Origin of the sequence: Celeribacter sp. PS-C1 (genome assembly GCF_019429625.1) — a bacterium.
Taxonomy (GTDB): domain Bacteria; phylum Pseudomonadota; class Alphaproteobacteria; order Rhodobacterales; family Rhodobacteraceae; genus Celeribacter.
The window spans coordinates 56608-73198 of the sequence record NZ_JAHXRW010000009.1 but is presented as its reverse complement, the minus strand read 5'-3'; the positions used below and the strand labels follow the sequence as shown (position 1 = coordinate 73198).

The 16591-nt window shown below is 58.9% G+C and carries 16 protein-coding genes and 1 tRNA gene; 6 read left to right on the top strand and 11 right to left on the bottom strand.

All coding sequences use genetic code 11. From position 1 onward, the window contains the following. From urtE to J5Y17_RS13690, 7 genes are all read right to left on the bottom strand, one after another. Nucleotides 1-696, bottom strand: a complete 696-nt coding sequence (gene urtE / locus J5Y17_RS13720) for an urea ABC transporter ATP-binding subunit UrtE (protein WP_219785813.1) — start codon at nt 694-696, stop codon at nt 1-3. After that, nucleotides 696-1445, bottom strand: coding sequence for an urea ABC transporter ATP-binding protein UrtD (urtD, locus tag J5Y17_RS13715; protein ID WP_219785812.1), 750 nt, complete (start codon nt 1443-1445; stop codon nt 696-698). Before urtD ends, urtE begins: the two co-directional genes overlap by 1 nt. Further along, the gene (gene urtC / locus J5Y17_RS13710) at nt 1442-2572 is read right to left on the bottom strand and encodes an urea ABC transporter permease subunit UrtC (protein WP_219785811.1); all 1131 of its coding nucleotides are present in this window, start codon (nt 2570-2572) and stop codon (nt 1442-1444) included. The genes urtD and urtC overlap by 4 nt, the downstream gene beginning before the upstream one ends. A 1-nt stretch (nt 2573) precedes the next feature. Next, the gene (urtB, locus tag J5Y17_RS13705; protein ID WP_219785810.1) at nt 2574-3467 is read right to left on the bottom strand and encodes an urea ABC transporter permease subunit UrtB; all 894 of its coding nucleotides are present in this window, start codon (nt 3465-3467) and stop codon (nt 2574-2576) included. A gap of 86 nt (nt 3468-3553) precedes the next feature. After that, entirely contained in the window at nt 3554-4801 is a 1248-nt protein-coding gene (locus J5Y17_RS13700) for a transporter substrate-binding domain-containing protein (RefSeq protein ID WP_219785809.1), read from the bottom strand. Between the two features lie 261 nt (nt 4802-5062). Beyond that, a complete protein-coding gene (locus J5Y17_RS13695; RefSeq protein WP_219785808.1) occupies nt 5063-5704 on the bottom strand; it encodes an ANTAR domain-containing response regulator in 642 nt (213 codons plus the stop codon). A gap of 10 nt (nt 5705-5714) precedes the next feature. Then, complete coding sequence (locus tag J5Y17_RS13690; RefSeq protein WP_255572104.1) at nt 5715-6866, bottom strand: transporter substrate-binding domain-containing protein; 1152 nt, start codon at nt 6864-6866, stop codon at nt 5715-5717. 477 nt (nt 6867-7343) lie between these two features. Here J5Y17_RS13690 and J5Y17_RS13685 point away from each other — a divergent pair, with 477 nt between their 5' ends. Continuing rightward, complete coding sequence (locus J5Y17_RS13685; protein ID WP_219785806.1) at nt 7344-8888, top strand: amidase; 1545 nt, start codon at nt 7344-7346, stop codon at nt 8886-8888. Nucleotides 8889-9130: 242 nt separating this feature from the next. Here J5Y17_RS13685 and J5Y17_RS13680 read toward each other — a convergent pair. The 4 genes from J5Y17_RS13680 to J5Y17_RS13665 all read right to left on the bottom strand — a co-directional run bounded on the left by J5Y17_RS13680 (nt 9131) and on the right by J5Y17_RS13665 (nt 12919). After that, nucleotides 9131-9207: transfer RNA gene (locus J5Y17_RS13680), tRNA-Arg, on the bottom strand. Between the two features lie 90 nt (nt 9208-9297). Next, nucleotides 9298-10737 (bottom strand): HAMP domain-containing sensor histidine kinase, encoded by a 1440-nt coding sequence (locus J5Y17_RS13675; RefSeq protein WP_219785805.1) that lies wholly within the window; start codon nt 10735-10737, stop codon nt 9298-9300. A 29-nt stretch (nt 10738-10766) separates the two neighbouring features. Next, complete coding sequence (locus J5Y17_RS13670) at nt 10767-12140, bottom strand: NAD(P)/FAD-dependent oxidoreductase (RefSeq protein ID WP_219785804.1); 1374 nt, start codon at nt 12138-12140, stop codon at nt 10767-10769. Then, a complete protein-coding gene (locus J5Y17_RS13665; protein ID WP_219785803.1) occupies nt 12137-12919 on the bottom strand; it encodes a TVP38/TMEM64 family protein in 783 nt (260 codons plus the stop codon). Before J5Y17_RS13665 ends, J5Y17_RS13670 begins: the two co-directional genes overlap by 4 nt. Before the next feature lie 229 nt (nt 12920-13148). Between J5Y17_RS13665 and rpmH the strand changes: the two genes are divergently transcribed. From rpmH to J5Y17_RS13640, 5 genes are all read left to right on the top strand, one after another. Continuing rightward, nucleotides 13149-13283 (top strand): 50S ribosomal protein L34, encoded by a 135-nt coding sequence (rpmH, locus tag J5Y17_RS13660; protein WP_043868490.1) that lies wholly within the window; start codon nt 13149-13151, stop codon nt 13281-13283. A gap of 36 nt (nt 13284-13319) precedes the next feature. Continuing rightward, nucleotides 13320-13781 carry a ribonuclease P protein component gene (gene rnpA, locus J5Y17_RS13655; protein ID WP_219785802.1) on the top strand — a complete coding sequence of 154 codons (462 nt, stop codon included), beginning with the start codon at nt 13320-13322 and terminating at the stop codon, nt 13779-13781. Continuing rightward, the gene (gene yidD, locus J5Y17_RS13650; protein WP_219785801.1) at nt 13778-14041 is read left to right on the top strand and encodes a membrane protein insertion efficiency factor YidD; all 264 of its coding nucleotides are present in this window, start codon (nt 13778-13780) and stop codon (nt 14039-14041) included. The genes rnpA and yidD overlap by 4 nt, the downstream gene beginning before the upstream one ends. After that, complete coding sequence (gene ttcA, locus J5Y17_RS13645) at nt 14034-14915, top strand: tRNA 2-thiocytidine(32) synthetase TtcA (RefSeq protein ID WP_219785800.1); 882 nt, start codon at nt 14034-14036, stop codon at nt 14913-14915. The genes yidD and ttcA overlap by 8 nt, the downstream gene beginning before the upstream one ends. Nucleotides 14916-14992: 77 nt before the next feature. After that, entirely contained in the window at nt 14993-16540 is a 1548-nt protein-coding gene (locus tag J5Y17_RS13640) for a bifunctional diguanylate cyclase/phosphodiesterase (RefSeq protein ID WP_255572096.1), read from the top strand. The last annotated feature ends 51 nt before the right edge of the window (nt 16541-16591 follow it).

Sequence of the window (16591 nt, the reverse complement as noted above, 5' to 3'; positions counted from 1 at the left end):
TCAGATCGTCATATGACGCTCCACCATTTCGTCAGAGAGGGCCGCGATCTGGCCCGCCTCGACGACGCGACCTTTTTCCAGCATGGCAAAGCTGCTCGCCGCACGGCGCAGGAAGCCGATGTTCTGTTCGACCAGCACAACTGTCAGACCAAGATCGTCCTTCATTCGCAAAATGACAGCTTCGATTTCCTCGACGATCGACGGCTGAATGCCCTCGTTCGGCTCATCGAGCAACACGACATCCGGCTCCGCCGCCAAGGCCCGTGCGATGGCGAGTTGTTGCTGTTGCCCACCCGAGAGAACTCCACCGGGACGAGACATATTGTCGGCAAGATAGGGGAAAAGCTCCGGCACGATCTCGGGTATGCTGCGCTTGCCTTCGCGATGAGCGAAAGCACCCATCAGAATGTTTTCGCGCACAGTGAATTCGGGAATGATCCCCCGCCCCTGCGGCACATAGGCGATGCCGGACAGCGCACGCTCATGCGTCGGGCAGGTGATCAGATCCTTGTCCGCAAGGCGGATCGTCCCGGAACTGTCATCCGTCAGCCCCATGATGGTTTTCAAGAGCGTCGTTTTACCTGTGCCATTGCGCCCGGCAATGCCGGTAATCTCGCCTTTGGGGATCGACAGGGTGATGCCGTTGAGCGCCTTTGAGCGGCCATAATAGCTTTCGAGATTGATCAGATCGAGCATCAGGAAATCCCCTGCTTTCCGAGATAGGCGGCTTTGACGTCAGGATGGTTTTCGATGAAGGCCACATTGCCTTCGGCCAGAACCTTGCCGAGATGCAACACGGTGATGCGTTCGGCGATGTCGCGCACGAAAGCCATATCGTGTTCGACCACCAAAAGCGTGTGTTTGCCCTTGAGGCGGTTGATGATCTCCGCCGTTTTCGCGGTCTCACCCGCTGTCATCCCCGCCGTGGGTTCATCCAACAGGATCACAGAGGCATTCTGGATCATCAACATCCCAAGTTCGAGCCATTGCGTTTGCCCATGGCTGAGCACACCCGCTTCTGTCTCTGCCTCATCCGTCAAACCGATGAGATCGAGCGTCTCGTCAAGGCGCTCTTGCGCCTCCGTGTCCAACCGCATTTTGAGGTTGGCGAACACGCCCGGCTGCCCGGACTGGGCCACTTCGAGGTTCTGGCGCACGGTCAGGCCCGAAAACACCGATGGGATCTGAAACTTGCGCCCCACACCGGCGCGGGCGATTTTATGCTCGCGCTGGTTGGTCACGTCACGACCATGGACATAGACGCGGCCTTCGGTGGATTTGGTCTTGCCGGAAATCAGGTCCATCAGCGTGGTTTTCCCGGCGCCATTCGCCCCCAAAAGAACCCGCAACTCGCCATGCGCCACCGCCATGGACACGCCGTCCACGGCACGGAACCCCGAAAAATCGACGGCCAAACCGTCCAGCTCCAATGCAACGGCATTCATTGGTGCGCCTCCTCTTTCTGAACGGACGACAGTTTGGGCGCGCTTTGCAGTTTGGACATGAGATCATGCGCCAACCCGGAGAGGCCTTTCGGCAGGTAGATGACGACGATCACAAAGACGAAACCGATGATCAGTTTCCACGCTTCCACAAGGCTTTCGGTCTCGGAGACCCGCGCCTCCAGCATATTGATCAGGATGGCACCGATACAGGCCCCAAGGATCGAACCACGCCCGCCGACAGCGGCCCAGACGACCATGGTCACAGAGAAAGATAGTTCGAGGAAAGACGGCGAGGCGAATTCAGCCACGATCACATAAAGCATGCCCGCAAGACCGGCGATCCCGGCAGAGACGGCAAAGAAAAAGCTCTGATAGGCGGGCACGTCATAGCCCAGATAGAGCGCGCGCGTGTCGCTGTCGCGGGTGGCCTGAAGGATGGTACCTGCGCGCGTGGCGACCAGCATTCGGGTGAGCGCCAGAACGATGATCAGTGCCACGGCGACGACCATATAGGTCACCTTGCTATAGGGATCGAGTTCGACACCAAAGACGGTGAACCAGCCCAGATCCGTCAGGCCATTGAAGCCGTTCGTCAGGGGCTGCGCGTCCGTCACGATAAGCCGCGTCAACAGCACCAGCGCCAGCGTGATGATCGAGACGAACACGCCCGAAATGCGCTGACCGAAGATGATGCGCCCCATGATATAGGCAAACACCGCAGGGAGCACGACGGCCACGATGAGGCCAACCCATTGCGATTGAAACGGAATCCAAAGCCAGGAGCCGGGGGTGATGCAGCATAGATCGGTTGGAGCACCGGGTTCCGCGTTCCAGAGCATGAAATCCGGCACAGGCGTCTCAGAGCCTTGCTGCATCGAGGTGTAGCTTTTGAGCTTGAGCGACATCGCCATGGCATAGGCGCCGATGCCAAAGAATAGCCCCTGCCCGAGGTTCAGAATACCCGCATAGCCCCAAGTGAGCGCGACAGCCGCGCCCAACATGCCATAGCAGAGGTATTTCGCGACCCGGTTGAGCCAGAATTCGTCCCCGATCAGGGGCAGCGCGAGAATGACAATCGCAAAGGCCAGATAGGCCCAGACATGATAGGAAGAGAAAAGCGTTTTCATATCAGCGCCCTTTGAATGTGAAGAGCCCGGCAGGCTTGATCAGGATGACGCAGATCACCACGGCAAAGACCGCAGCCCGCCCGATGATGTCGTTGGAAACCATCGCGACAAGCGCGTTGAATTCACCCAAAAGACCCGAGGCCGCGATGGTGCCGAAGAGGCTTCCGACGCCGCCGGTGACCACCACCATAAAGCCGTCCACAACCATGGTCGCGCCCATGTCGGGGGCCACGGTTTTGAATCCGGCCATCAAGACGCCCGCGACACCCGCAAGGCCCGAGCCCAGCGCGAAAGTGATCGCATTCGTGCGTTTGACGTCGATGCCGCAGGCGGCGGCCATGCCCGGATTGCGAATGATCGCGCGGACTTTCATGCCCAGAGATGTCCGGTACATCACCGCCCAAGTGGCGACGGCCAGCACCAGCGTCATCGCGACGATGAAAATTCGGTAGGCGTTCAGGTCTTGTCCAAAGATCGACACGGTGCCCTGCAAGGCCTGTGGCACCGGCACGTTTTGCAGACCGGAGCCGAGCCCTTTGACGTGAATGCCGAAAAAGCTCAGGCCGAATTCGAGGCGGATCGCCTGTTGCAGGATGATCGCAATGCCCCAAGTGGCCAGAAGCGTATCGAGCAATCGCCCGTAGAGCCGCCGCACCACGAGGCGTTCGATCAAAAGACCGATGAGCGCCGTGACCACAAAAGCAATCGGGATCGCGACCAAAAGATTGGCCCCAAGCCAAATGTTGGCGAGAACGGAGACATAGGCCCCCAGCATAACCATCTCGCCATGCGCCATATTGATGATCCCCATCGCGCCATAGGTCACAGCCAGACCAAGCGCCACGAGGAGAAGGATCGAACTGAGGCTTAGCCCGATGAAGAGGACGTCGAACACGACATGCGTCTCCTTGTCGAAATGTCTTATCTCATTTCATCCCGCGGACGCGGACGCCCGCGGGACAGGGGAACAGGTTTTGAGCCTTACAGCTTAGAGCTGTCGAGGCCCTGCGCCGTGCAGAACAGGTTGTCTGCCGCTTCACCATAGGCGGCGTAAGGCAACGGCTTGATCGGCTCGGGATACTCATCGACGATTTGCGACTGACCGTCTGCAGTCCATTGCCCGATGCGCGGCGTGAGCCAGCAGTGCAGGTTGTCTTCGTCGATTTTCACATCGCCGCCAGGAGCGGCATAGGTCTGGCCGCGCACACCTTCGCGGATCGCTTCGGCGGTGGTGTCCTGCGACGCCTCGATGGCCTGTTTCCACAGGAAGACCTGAAAATATGCGGCTTCGAGCGAGTGATAGGTGGTCGCGGCCGGATCGCCCACAAAGGCGCGATAGCGTTCGATGAAGCTTTTGTTGGCCTCGGTGTCGAGCGACATGAAGTAGGGGAAAGAGGTGTAAGAGCCTGCCGCATATTCTGCACCCATTGCGGCGATCTCGATCTCGGAGGTCACGGTCGCACAGATCGGGATCTCTTCGTGGCTCAGACCCTGGTTGATGAACTCGCGGTAGAAGGAAATGATCGAGTCGCCCACGACATTCGACAGCACGACATCGGCGCCCGATTCCTTGATCTTGTTGACCATGACAGCCCATTCGGAGTGGCCCAGTTCGAGATATTCGTCGGCCACCCATTCGGCACCGCCCGCCTCAATGAGACCTTTGGACACTTTCGCCATCTCGCGCGGATAGACGTAGTTCGAGCCGACGATGAAGAATTTCTTCTTGCCGAGTTTCTCGATGATCCAGGGGATGTAATTGCCGAGCTGCTGGTTCGGCACAGCACCGGAATATACCACGTTCGGGGAGCATTCGAAGCCCTCGTAGTGGGTTTGATAAAACAGCATCGCATCGCGGCGTTCAAAGATCGGCAGCACGGCTTTGCGCGAGGCGGAAGTGTGACAGCCGAAGACGGTGGAAACGCGATCCTTGATCACCAGCTTCTGCGCCTTTTCGGCAAAGGTTTTCGGATCGGAGGCGCCGTCTTCAGTCACCACTTCGATCGGACGGCCCATCACGCCACCGGCAGCATTGATTTCTGAGGCGGCCATTTGCACGGCGGAGGCGAGCATCTTTTCGACCACCGAAAGCCCGCCGGTCTGCGAATACAGCGCCCCGACCTTGATCGCGTCTCCTTCGGCGAATGCGCTGCGCAGATAGCCCGGCATGGCGAGCGTCCCGGTGGCCAGCGCGGCGGTGGAGAGGAACTGACGACGTTTCATATTCATGTTTGTTTTCCCTGTTGACGGATGCAACATTCAGCCCGCTGGAGCCTTCACCCCAGACACAACAAGCCTTTGTTACAAATGAAAAAAATGCGTCGACGACATTGTCGAATGCAAAACGCCCGCATGATCCGAGAGGGATCAAAACGGGCGTCTTTGCCTATGGGTCTATCGGAGTAAACCGATCAGGGAGATGGCCAGAAATCTGGGGATCTTCCCTTATGTGAGGAGAGACTAGCGCGAGGTTTAACGCACTGACAAGTGCTATTCTGTTCGCCGTTTGCTGATATTTTCATCGCTTTTGGCGGCTTTTCCGGCTTCCCGCGCGTCATAGGCCTCGACGAATTCCTTGGCGAGCACTTCGATGGCCACACGTTGCCGCATGGCCCGCGCGCGCAACTCGCGATGAGCCTCGTCTTCGCGCAGTTTGAGCTCCGCCATCAGAATCGATTTCGCCCGAAGAACGAGCTGATCGCCCTTTACCTTCCGTTTGTAGCGGCGGGCATCGCGGGCGAGATCCTGGGTTCGCTTCCACGCATTGCGGGCAATCGCGAGGTTGGCCAAAAGCCCGAAAGGTTTGATCGGACGCCCCAGAACCGCCATCGCGCCGCTTTCCAAAACCAGTTGCAAGGTCGCCGGGTTTTCATAGCTGACAATCGCCAGAATGGTCGGGCTCGGGTTCGGGATCGAGCGCACAAAATTGCGCAGCTCTTTGTGCTCATGCCCTTCGATGGACAGGATCAGAATATCAGTGCGCGCGGGCAATTTATCGGGCACCGGCCAGATCAGTTGAGGCGAACACCCAATGCGGCGCAGGTGATCCGTGAGGGCGATCCCCTCTTCGTCCATCGGGTGCAGCACAACCACCGAAAGATTACGAAGCTCTTTGAGAAAAGCGTAAGACATCGTTTTCCCCTTAATTTCCGACCAGAGACATCAGATCGGCCACTTCGTCATCTGACGAGCCAATCACATTGACGAGGTAGGGATCGGGCGCGACACGGCGCGACGGACTATTGACGATTTGGTACGGGCTATCTTCCCGAATGCGTGCAACGCGTGGCCAGAGATGTGTATGGTTGGTCAAACGATCAATCCGCACTGGGCCTTGAGGGGCGTCGACTTCGACCTCGTAGAGCGCGGGCAAAAGCCGGTCGATGTGATCCTCCCCGGCCAGAGCCAAGGCTTTGGCAAAGAGATGGACCGAGTAATAAGCTGCTTCTGCGGGGGCGGTTGCGGGCAGCCCGCCAGAGACCTCGTGAAACGCCTTGATGAACCCCAAGGCGGAAGGCACCTGCAAGCTGTCAAAGAAGGGCGCGGCGATGATATGCCCCTCTGCGGTACCGGGTTTCATGCGCATGACATCCACTTCGGAGGTGGATTGCGATGCAATGGGCATGGTTTCCGGGTCAAACCCCGCCGCTTTGAAAGCCTCATAGAATTTGACGATGCCATCGCCCACGATGGTCGAATAAATCATGTCGGGCTGCATCTCGTAAATCCGATTGAGGATCGGTTTGATGTCCTCGTCGCGCAGATCGAGCGGCACGAAAATCTCGTCGAGAACCCGCCCACCTTTCGAGCGAAACAGATCCGCGACGATGCGGTTGGATTCGTAGGGGTAGACGTAATCCGACCCGACCAGAAAGATGCGTTTGCCGAAGGCTTCGATCAGGTAATCGACCAGCGGCACAGAGTTCTGGTTGGGCGCAGCCCCGGTGTAGATGCAATGGCGCGAATACTCGAACCCCTCATAGAGCGTCGGGTAGAACATCAACGCGTTCTGGGATTCGACCATCGGCAGCATGGCCTTGCGCGTACTGGACATATGCCCGCCGAAGATCACCCGCACGCCGTGGTCTCGGCACAATTCATGGGTCATGTCACGGTAGTTGCGCGGCGTCGAGGCCGGGTCCCGGAACACCGGCAAAAGAGGTTTGCCGAGGACACCGCCCTCCGCGTTGACCTCATCGACCGCCAGCTTCACAGCCGTGACCTGCGTTTTCTCGACCGTTCCCGTGACGCCCGTTTCCGACATCACGACGCCAATCGGCCAGACATTTTCCATCGTCAAATTGACCCCCACAAAAAACAAAAAGCGGCCCTATCCAGAAACACGTTCTGGAAAGAGAGCCGCCCTGCTCAAGGTTGAATAGTTTAAGACAATTCGAATTCAGATCGAATGTCAAACGGCGATTTTCAGAAGCCTCGTGGCGAGAGACGCCCAGCCAGACAGGACAATTTTCGCGCTTGACCAGAACGCCGCGAGCGATCAGGATCAGAAGCATAGCCGGTCCCCTGCCCCATCGCGTCAGGCCACCGGACCCCATTCAGACCCTTGGTCTTAAAGGGAAATCATCTTTCTCGAATGATTTCCTCATACTGACAACGCCGTCAGACCCTCTCACTTCGATTGTCGTTCGACCCCGTTGGGTGACCTGCACGGTTGCTGGCATGTCGCATGACGATCTCTCGTATTTATGCTGTCCGGCCCCTTGTGGCCGGGCCATGGCGGCGCTGTGTCTGGCGCCGGGAAAGGACCGTTATGACGACGACCAAAGAGACACTCGATCTGACCGCTGAGGCGCTGGGCGAGCTGACGATTCGCGACATTCAAAAAGGCCTCGAAAGCGGCCACTACAGCGCTGAAGCCCTGACCAAAGCCGCAATCGCGCAGATGAAAGCGGTGAATGGAAAATACAATGCGGTGATCTTTGAAAACGACGCGGCGCTCGACACCGCCAGAGATATCGACCGCCGCCGCGCCGCGGGAGAAGCGCTTGGCCCTCTGGCCGGTGTGCCCGTCGTCGTCAAAGATCCGATGGACATGAAGGGCTTTCCCTCGACCGCCGGGTGGCGGTTGCTTCATGCCGCGTCGGGCGGCGTCGATCTCATGCCCGAGCGTGACAGCCCGGTCGTAGCCCGAATGCGCGCGGCGGACGCGGTCATTCTCGGCAAAACCAATGTGCCGATCCTAAGCTGGACCGGCACCCACGCCAATGACAGCTGGGCTGGCCCGACCATCAACCCCGCCATCGAAGACCGCGCCCCCGGCGGGTCGAGCGCGGGGACTGCGGCCGCAGTCGCGACCCATATGGCCGTCGTCGGCCTGGCCGAAGAAACCGGCGGATCGATCCAGAACCCGGCCTCCGCGCAGGGGCTTGTGGGCATCAAACCGACCATCGGCCTCGTGCCAAATGCCGGTGTCGTTCCCCTGTCCGGCAACCGCGATGTCGTCGGCCCGATTGCCCGCACCGTCGAAGACGCCGCGCTGTGCCTTGACGCCCTCGCAGGCTTTACCACCGAAGACCCCAAGACGCTGGCCTCTGTCGGGAAAATCCCGACGAGCTACGCGGACGACCTGTCGAAAGACGGACTAAAAGGCAAACGTCTCGGCCTATATGGCCCGGGCTGGCGTCCGGATCAGCTGTCTGACGAAGCAGCGGATCTCTACGCTCGCGCCAAATCGGAATTGGAAGCCGCAGGTGCCATTCTGGTAGAGGATCCTTTTGCCGGCACGGAGTTTTCCAGCCTGCGCCAAGTCACGCCGGGCACGCCGTTCTTTGACGGGCGCGGCCTCGAATCCATCGCATATGACATGACGATGTATCTGCGCCGCCTTGGCCCGGATGCAGCTCTGAAAACTTGGGACGAGTTTGTCGCCGCCACCGCGTCGGAAAACCCGTTCGAAAAAGGCGCGATCCTTGGCTACCTCTACGAACTGAAAGACTTCTGCGAAGCGATCAAATCACCGGAAACGCCACCCGCGCTACCGGAATTCACCGCATTGAAAGCCGCCTACCTTACACTTCTGGACGAGGTGTTTGCGCGGCATAACCTCGACGGGCTTGTCTATCCGCAAATGCTTCAGGAGTTGCCGGGGCTGCACTCCGGCGATGCCATCCTGGAGACCACGGTTGGGGAACTCAACATCGCGGGCATTCCCGGCGTGACAGTCCCGGCAGGTTATTACGCCTCCGGCGCCCCATTCGAGCTTATATTCCTTGGAAAGCAATGGTCTGAGGCGCTTTTGATCCAATGCGCTTACGCCTACGAACAAAACACCAGGCACCGCAAACCTGCGGTGTGATCGCTGATTGCGATCAGATTCTCAGCACTCGAAACGGCCTCAAGCTTTGTCTTTCTTGACAGAGCTTGGGGCTTTTTCATGTTGTGAGAGCATCCTGAGGGCCGCGGATGGAGGTTTGAGAAGGCACGTCCCGCGATGGCACCCCGGAAGGGTGCACACCATCAACGTTTGGCCGAAACAGAAGGCCGCATGACCGACCTGACGAGCAGGTCGTTTCGATGCAGCATCTTAAAGGAGGGTAGTGGCGGACCGAGGAGGATTCGAACCCCCGACCCCTTGATTCGTAGTCAAGTACTCTATCCAGCTGAGCTATCGGTCCACTGGAGGCGGGGAATACATATAAGCTCGGAGGGGTGCAAGAGGCATTTGTCAGAAAAATGAAAAAACATCATTTAAATTTCTTCACCGCTCAATGCGCGCGCAGTTCCTCCTTGTCCGCCACAGAGGCGCCACGCACGGAATAGCCCTTTGGCAGATGGATGGCGAAGGCCGTTCCGGTTTCGTCGGAGCGCTCCAGCAAGAGCTGACCACCATGCCCGCGCACCAATTCGGCAGAAATCGCAAGGCCAAGACCGAAGCCGCCTTTGCGCGTGCCGCCTTGGAACGGCTGGAACAGGTATTCACGCGCGCGCGGCGGCAGACCCGGCCCGGTGTCGATCACGGAAAGCACCCATTCGTCCTCATCCTCGCGCCCCGAGACGGAAATCTCGCCACAGGTGCCGGTCGCCATGATCGCCTGACGGGCGTTGCGCACCAGATTGGACAGCACGCGGTGCATTTGTTCGGGATCGGCGCGCACAACCATGGTGGCGGGGATGTCTTCGGAGAAGGACAGATCGAAATCGCCGATGGAAAGTCGCTCGCCCTCTATGACCTCGCCGACCAGCTCGGCCAGCCGCACGCCGGTGAGCGTCGGGGCGGGCTCTTCGGCCTTGCCAAAAGCCAGCGTGGTTTCACAAAGATTGACCGCGCGCTGGATCGAATTGACAAGCTTTGGCGCGGAGCGGGTCACGGCGGGATCTTGGGACATTTCCAGCCGGTCGGTGAAAAGCTGCGCCGTGGTCAGGATGTTGCGCAGATCGTGCGAGACTTTGGCAACCGCGCCGCCAAGCTGGGCAAGACGTTCCTTTTGGCGCAGGGAGGCCGTGAGTTCGGTTTCCATGACTTTGAGCGCCACTTCGGCTTCGCGCAGTTCTGCGACCTTGGCCGAGGGCGTGATGATGCGGCGGGCGTCTTCGGGCGCTTGCGTGTAAGACGTCATTGCGCCCACCACACGTTTGATCGGCCGCACCAAAAGCGCACGCACCGCGAGGAACAACAGAAACGCCGTGATGAAAGAGATCACCGCCGACAGCAACAGAATGCGGAAACCATAATCGAGCATTGCCATACGCAGAGGCGCCGTAGGCAGGGTGACTTCGATCAACAGACCGGCCTGTTTGACCGGATCGCCGATCACCCGGATCACACGCTCCTCGGGATCGAAAAGCGTCACCATGGCGTCCCGGATCAACTCAAACGCGTTGGCATTGCGCAGATCGTACGTGGCGTGGACCTGATCGGGTATCGGAGAGGAGAGCACAAGCTGGCGAATCTCGTTACGACGCAACACAACGTTGTAGACACCCGCATTCGCCAAAAGCTCGTCTTCGAGATCCATATCAAGACTGTCATTGGCCAAGAGCGCCAGCGAGGCAATCTGGGCGCGTTCCAGACGGGACAGGAGAAAGTCCTCGCGAAAACGCGCGACAGAAGGCATGAAAATCATGACTTCGGCGGCCATCACGAAAATGACCGTCAGGATCAGGAAGCGCCCGGACAGGGTGTTGATGAAACGCGGTAACGTCATGGCTCCTCTTCGCCGCACTGGGCCGCCCCTTAGGGCACAAGTCTCTGAATTATCTTAACGATCGTCTTAACCTTGGGACTGTCGAACAGCCTCGGGGTAAAATAGGCACTCACAGCGCGTTTGTTAAGTTCGGCCAATGTGGGATATGGCGCGACCATCCCCGCGATTTTGCTCATCTTCAATTTGAGCGACAGCACAAGCGACCAAAAGGCGATCAATTCGCCCGCGTCGGGGCCCACGATGGTGACGCCGACCGGGCGGGATTTGACCACCATGAGTTTGATAAAGCCGGGGCCAGACCGCCCAGTCGCAATCGCGCGATCATTGCCGGACACGTCTGCGCGGACGATTTCCAGCTTGTCTTGGTAGGTCTCGCGCGCCTGTGCCTCCGTCAAACCGACCTGCGCCAGTTCGGGGCTTGTGTAGGTGGCGTGCGGGATGTGATGGGTCGCGGCCTTAGCAGGCAAACCAAACAAAAGCGCGCGCACGATGACGCCAGCCTGATAGCCCGCCACATGGGTGAATTGCATCCCGCCCGCCACGACATCGCCGATGGCATAGACCCGGCGATTGGAGGTGCGCAGGTTGGGCCCGACTTTGATGCCAGTCTTTGTGCGATCCACATCGGCGTGTTGCAGGCCCAAGTCGTCACAATTCGCCCGCCGTCCGGTGGCGACCAAAAGATGCGAGCCAGTGACGGTCTGGCCATCCGACAGGCTAACCGAAATCGAGCCATTCGTGCCAGACACGCGCTCCGCACCCGTGCCTTCGATCAGGGTCACACCCTCACCCCGCAGCGCCGTTTTGACGATCTTCGCAGCCTCCGGATCCTCGCGCCCCAATGCCTCGAAGGCTTCAATCACCGTCACTTTCGCCCCTAGACGCCGATGCGCCTGCGCCATTTCCATACCGATCGCGCCGCCGCCGAGGATGATGAGATGATCGGGACAGGCGGTCAGCGACCAGAGCGTTTCATTGGTGAGATAGGGCACGGAGGCGAGGCCCTCGATCTCCGGCACACGCGGGCTTGAGCCTGTGGCGATGACAAAGCGACGGGCCTTGATGGTCACACCGCCCGCCTCCACCGTCTTGGGCGAGGTAAATCGCGCCTCGGCTCGGATGACTTTGCACCCCAGCCCCTCGAACCGCTCCTGACTGTCATGCGGAGCGATGGTGGCGATGCTCTGGCAGACATGGTCCATGGCGGCGGGATAGCTCATGCCGGCGCCTGCGGCATGCAAGAGCGCCTTCGACGGCACGCAGCCGGTGTTGAGACAATCGCCACCCATCTCGCCCTTTTCAATCAGAACGACCCGCGCCCCCATCTGAACCGCACCGGCGGCCACGGACAACCCGCCCGAGCCCGCGCCGATGACACAGATATCCGTCTTGAGTTTGCTCATGTCGCCTCCTTGCCCCTGCGCCAAGCCTTCCACAAAATCGGCAAAAGCGCGAGCAGGCAAAGCCCCAGCAGCGGGAAAAGAATATGTGGCTCAAAGATGATGCCGAGATTCGGTGCCTCGCCTGTCTCGAACACCCTGCCGAGGCCGGCGCCCACGGACGTGTAAACCAATGCTCCCGGAATGATGCCCAGCGCCGTCGAGATCACGAAGCGCGAAAACGGCACCCCGAAAAGCGCGGGCAGGAGATTGGCGACGAAGAACGGCACCACGGGCAGGAAGCGGATCAGGAAGAGCATCGACCATTGGTTCTCGTCGATGCCGCGTTTGATCTTGTGAATGCGACCCTCGGAGGCGTCGATTTTGCCCGCCAGCCAATCGCCGAGCCCCCAGCGCGCGGCTAGGAACAGGACAGAAGCGCCCAGAACAGCACCGGACATATTATAAAGGACACCTGGAAACGTGCCAAAGAGGAACCCACCGGTCAGCGTCGCCACCGTCGCGCCAGGCAGGGAAAGCCCCACGACAACCGCATAGCAGAGGATGAACAGGACAATAGCCATTCCAGTATGACGCTCGGTGTAGTCCACAAGCATCGCGCGATTCTCTGCGAGCGCCTCGAAACTCAAGTGATCACGCAGCAGGACGGCCAGCCCCAAAGCAACAAGCGCCAGAAGGCCCAAAATCCAGACATGGCGTTTACCGGCTTTTTCCCGCACGTTTTTCCCTGTAGCATTGCAATTTGCGGCAAGATGGGCCGCAGAGACGCCCGAGGCCAGCATTTTGAGCCCTCTTCACGGCTCAGTGATAGCCTGTCATAGGATTTTGGTGCGGTTTGGGTCCGCCCCAGCAATTTGTTATCGAATTCTGGCGCATGAGAATTGACAACGGACCGAAGGCCTCCTATTGGCAGGGCTTCGAACGATTACTCGCCTTCGAATCCCTTTGTCATGCCACCCGGTTTGATGTTTGGGGGATTTGGGCCCCAACGCAACCGATGGAGATAGCGCGATGAAACGCACCTATCAACCGAGCAACCTCGTCCGCAAGCGCCGCCACGGCTTCCGTGCGCGTATGGCCACCAAAGCGGGCCGCAAGGTTCTGAACGCTCGCCGTGCTCGCGGCCGCAAGTCCCTGTCCGCGTAATCCACGCTTTCGGGACTGCCTGAACAGGCAAAGCTGATGACACCGCCGAACGCACCCAAGGATCAGGCACATGCCGACGCCGAAGGGTCGCAGTCGGCGGTTTTGTCATGTTCAGATGACGAAATTGCGCTGATCACGCTGGCCAAACGCAACGACTTTCTCAAAGCCGCCCGTGCCCGTCGTCAGGGTACGGCGAGCTTTTTGTTGCAGGGTCGGAGACGCAGCGAGGGCGAAGAGGCCTCCGGCATCCGTGTCGGCTACACCTGCTCCAAAAAAGTCGGCAACGCCGTCGCTCGCAACCATGCCAAACGACGCCTGCGCGAAGCGGCGCGCCTCGTGATCCCTGAGTTGGGGCGTGACGGTTGGGATTATGTCCTGATCGGCAAGAAGGGCGACACAAGTGAGCGGCCTTTCGATCTTTTGCTGAAAGACCTCCGATATGCGCTGAAAAAGGTGCATGGTGAGCGCAAAAATGGACCTCAGGGAGCGCCAAAATGACGCCTCTGGCTTTCATCGTCTCCCTCCCCGTCCGCGCCTATCGCCGCATTTTTTCGCCCTTCGTCGGGCACAATTGCCGCTATCAACCCACCTGCTCCGCCTATGCGATGGAAGCGCTGGAGAAACACGGCGCTTTCAAAGGCTCCTGGCTGACCATTCGCCGCATCGGGCGCTGTCATCCGCTGGGCGGCATGGGTTATGATCCCGTGCCTGAGCCAAAACGCACGCCGCAAAACACCGAGGAAAAGCACGATGCTTGACGATCTCGACGACATCCACCCACTGTTCCACGGCGCGCCCTCCACCACGGAGTTCAAAAAGCTGCGCAAGCGGATCATTCGCAATGTGCGCGAGGCGATTGAGCAATACGGCATGGTCGAGCGTGGCGCGAAGTGGCTTGTGTGTCTTTCGGGCGGCAAGGACAGCTATACAATGCTGGCCGCGCTCTATGAGTTGAAATGGCGCGGCATGTTGCCGGTCGAACTGGTCGCCTGCAATCTCGATCAGGGCCAGCCGGGGTTCCCTGCGACGGTGTTGCCGGAGTTCTTGGAGCGGATGCAAGTGCCGCATCGCATCGAGTATCAGGACACCTATTCCATCGTCATGGATAAAGTACCGCAGGGCCGGACGTTTTGTGCGCTTTGCTCGCGTCTGCGTCGCGGCAATCTCTACCGAATCGCACGTGAAGAGGGCTGTACCGCCGTGGTGCTGGGTCATCACCGCGACGACATTCTCGAGACCTTTTTTATGAACCTTTTCCACGGCGGGCGCTTGGCGACCATGCCGCCGAAACTGGTAAACGAAGAAGGCGATCTCTTTGTCTATCGCCCGCTCGCACATGTGGCAGAGGAAGATTGTGAGAGATTCGCCAAGGCGATGAACTACCCGATCATTCCCTGCGATCTCTGCGGCTCTCAAGACGGTTTGCAGCGTCAACAGGTCAAACAAATCCTTGATGGCTGGGAGAAAAACAGCCCCGGTCGCCGTCAGGTGATGTTCAAGGCGCTGACCAATATCAGGCCCTCACATATGATGGACCCGAAGCTGTTCGACTTTCTTGGACTTTCGTTAACAGAGAGTCCGGAAGCAGGAGAAAATACCGAAAATTCTTCTGAAATCCCGAAGTTGCGTTAACCGCACGACTACCTTCTTGGATCACTCTCCCAGTTGATGACGGTCAATCGACCACACATGACTTCGGGACAGAACACATGCCAAGATCCATCGCCGACATGCTTGACCGCCTGCGCGATGCCCTGATGGGGCCGCATAGCATTGCCTTCCTTCCGGCGCTCTGCCTCGGGGCCTATTGGTATGGCGGAGAACGGATGTTGGTGCTTTGCGCCTTGGCCATTCCGTCTCTCGCGGCCTTGCTCACTCTCGCTCCGAACCTTGCGCGTCGCTTTGAGGATCATGCGCTTCACACGACGGACGGTCTGACGCGCCTCCCCCTGCGCGCCCGCGTCCTTCATACGCTCAATCAGATCCTCGACGCCCGCGACATCTCGGGACGCACGACTGCATGCCTCGCTCTCGAAATCGACGACTTTCGTGCGCTCTGCGCCACCTTTGGCAACCCGGCCGGAGATATGATTCTCAAAACGACCGCGCGCCGGATACAGGACGTGCTGCGCGAACATGACATCGTGGCGCGCCTCAACGGCCCACGCTTCGCAATTGCCCTCGCGCCGGTGCGGTGCGCCGATCTTGAGACGCTAATTCAGCTGTCCTCACGCATTCAGGCCGCATTGACAGAACCCTACTCAATTGATGCGACGAAAATCTATGCGACATGTTCTGTTGGATTTTGCCTGCCCGGCCGCGCCCCAGCACACTCAGGGCAGGCCTTCCTTGACGCTGCCGAAATCGCTTTAAGCGAAGCGCGACACAATGGACCCGGCTCCATTCGCGCTTATTCACCCAATCTCGCCCCACGCACGCTGGAGCACGGCAGTCTCAGTGCCGATCTTGGCGCGGCCTTGGAGAACGGCCAAATTATCCCTTGGTTCCAACCGCAGATTTCGACGGACACCGGTGAAATTTCGGGGGTGGAGGCGCTCGCCCGCTGGGAACATCCGGAGCGCGGGGTGCTTTCCCCCAGTCAGTTCATGACGGAGATCGAAGAACTCGGCCTTCTCGAACGCCTGAACGAGATTGTACTTTATCACGCGCTTATGGCCATAAAAACATGGGACAAAGCCGGGTTTCACATCGCGTCTGTGGCTGTCAATTTCTCGCCGACAGATTTGGCAAACCCGAAAATCGTAGACAAAGTCCGCTGGGAATTGGACCGGTTCGAACTGGAACCCTCGCGTTTAAGCGTTGAAATCCTTGAAAGTGTCATCTCCTCCTCGGACAACGACACGATCAGTCGCAACATTTGGGCGCTCAAAGAGATGGGCTGCGGCATTGATCTCGACGACTACGGAACCGGCCATGCCTCCATTGCCAATATTCGCCGTTTCGCGGTGAAGAGGATTAAAATCGACCGTTCCTATGTGACACGTTGCGATCTGGACCGAGATCAACAAATCATGCTGGCGGCCATTCTCACCATGGCGGAAAGGCTTGATCTCGAAACTCTGGCGGAAGGTGTCGAAACCGTTGGCGAACACGCGATGCTGGCCCAACTCGGCTGCGATCATATTCAAGGATTTTCCATTTCGCGACCGATGACTTTCGAAAAAACACTCGGCTGGATGGACAGCCACAAACGCAAACTCGCCCAGACACCCCAAATCGGGCGCCGCGCCAGTTGATCACTTTGCTGCATTTTCCGCAAGAAATGGCCGAAACTGCTTGACCTCAGG

Bases quoted from the DNA above. Each gene is read 5' to 3' on its own strand.
- urtE (WP_219785813.1), bottom strand. From the start codon at position 696: ATGCTCGATCTGATCAATCTCGAAAGCTATTATGGCCGCTCAAAGGCG.
- urtD (WP_219785812.1), bottom strand. From the start codon at position 1,445: ATGAATGCCGTTGCATTGGAGCTGGACGGTTTGGCCGTCGATTTTTCG.
- urtC (WP_219785811.1), bottom strand. From the start codon at position 2,572: ATGAAAACGCTTTTCTCTTCCTATCATGTCTGGGCCTATCTGGCCTTT.
- J5Y17_RS13700 (WP_219785809.1), bottom strand. From the start codon at position 4,801: ATGAATATGAAACGTCGTCAGTTCCTCTCCACCGCCGCGCTGGCCACC.
- J5Y17_RS13695 (WP_219785808.1), bottom strand. From the start codon at position 5,704: ATGTCTTACGCTTTTCTCAAAGAGCTTCGTAATCTTTCGGTGGTTGTG.
- J5Y17_RS13690 (WP_255572104.1), bottom strand. From the start codon at position 6,866: ATGGAAAATGTCTGGCCGATTGGCGTCGTGATGTCGGAAACGGGCGTC.
- J5Y17_RS13685 (WP_219785806.1), top strand. From the start codon at position 7,344: ATGACGACGACCAAAGAGACACTCGATCTGACCGCTGAGGCGCTGGGC.
- J5Y17_RS13675 (WP_219785805.1), bottom strand. From the start codon at position 10,737: ATGACGTTACCGCGTTTCATCAACACCCTGTCCGGGCGCTTCCTGATC.
- J5Y17_RS13670 (WP_219785804.1), bottom strand. From the start codon at position 12,140: ATGAGCAAACTCAAGACGGATATCTGTGTCATCGGCGCGGGCTCGGGC.
- J5Y17_RS13665 (WP_219785803.1), bottom strand. From the start codon at position 12,919: ATGCTGGCCTCGGGCGTCTCTGCGGCCCATCTTGCCGCAAATTGCAAT.
- rpmH (WP_043868490.1), top strand. From the start codon at position 13,149: ATGAAACGCACCTATCAACCGAGCAACCTCGTCCGCAAGCGCCGCCAC.
- rnpA (WP_219785802.1), top strand. From the start codon at position 13,320: ATGACACCGCCGAACGCACCCAAGGATCAGGCACATGCCGACGCCGAA.
- yidD (WP_219785801.1), top strand. From the start codon at position 13,778: ATGACGCCTCTGGCTTTCATCGTCTCCCTCCCCGTCCGCGCCTATCGC.
- ttcA (WP_219785800.1), top strand. From the start codon at position 14,034: ATGCTTGACGATCTCGACGACATCCACCCACTGTTCCACGGCGCGCCC.
- J5Y17_RS13640 (WP_255572096.1), top strand. From the start codon at position 14,993: ATGCCAAGATCCATCGCCGACATGCTTGACCGCCTGCGCGATGCCCTG.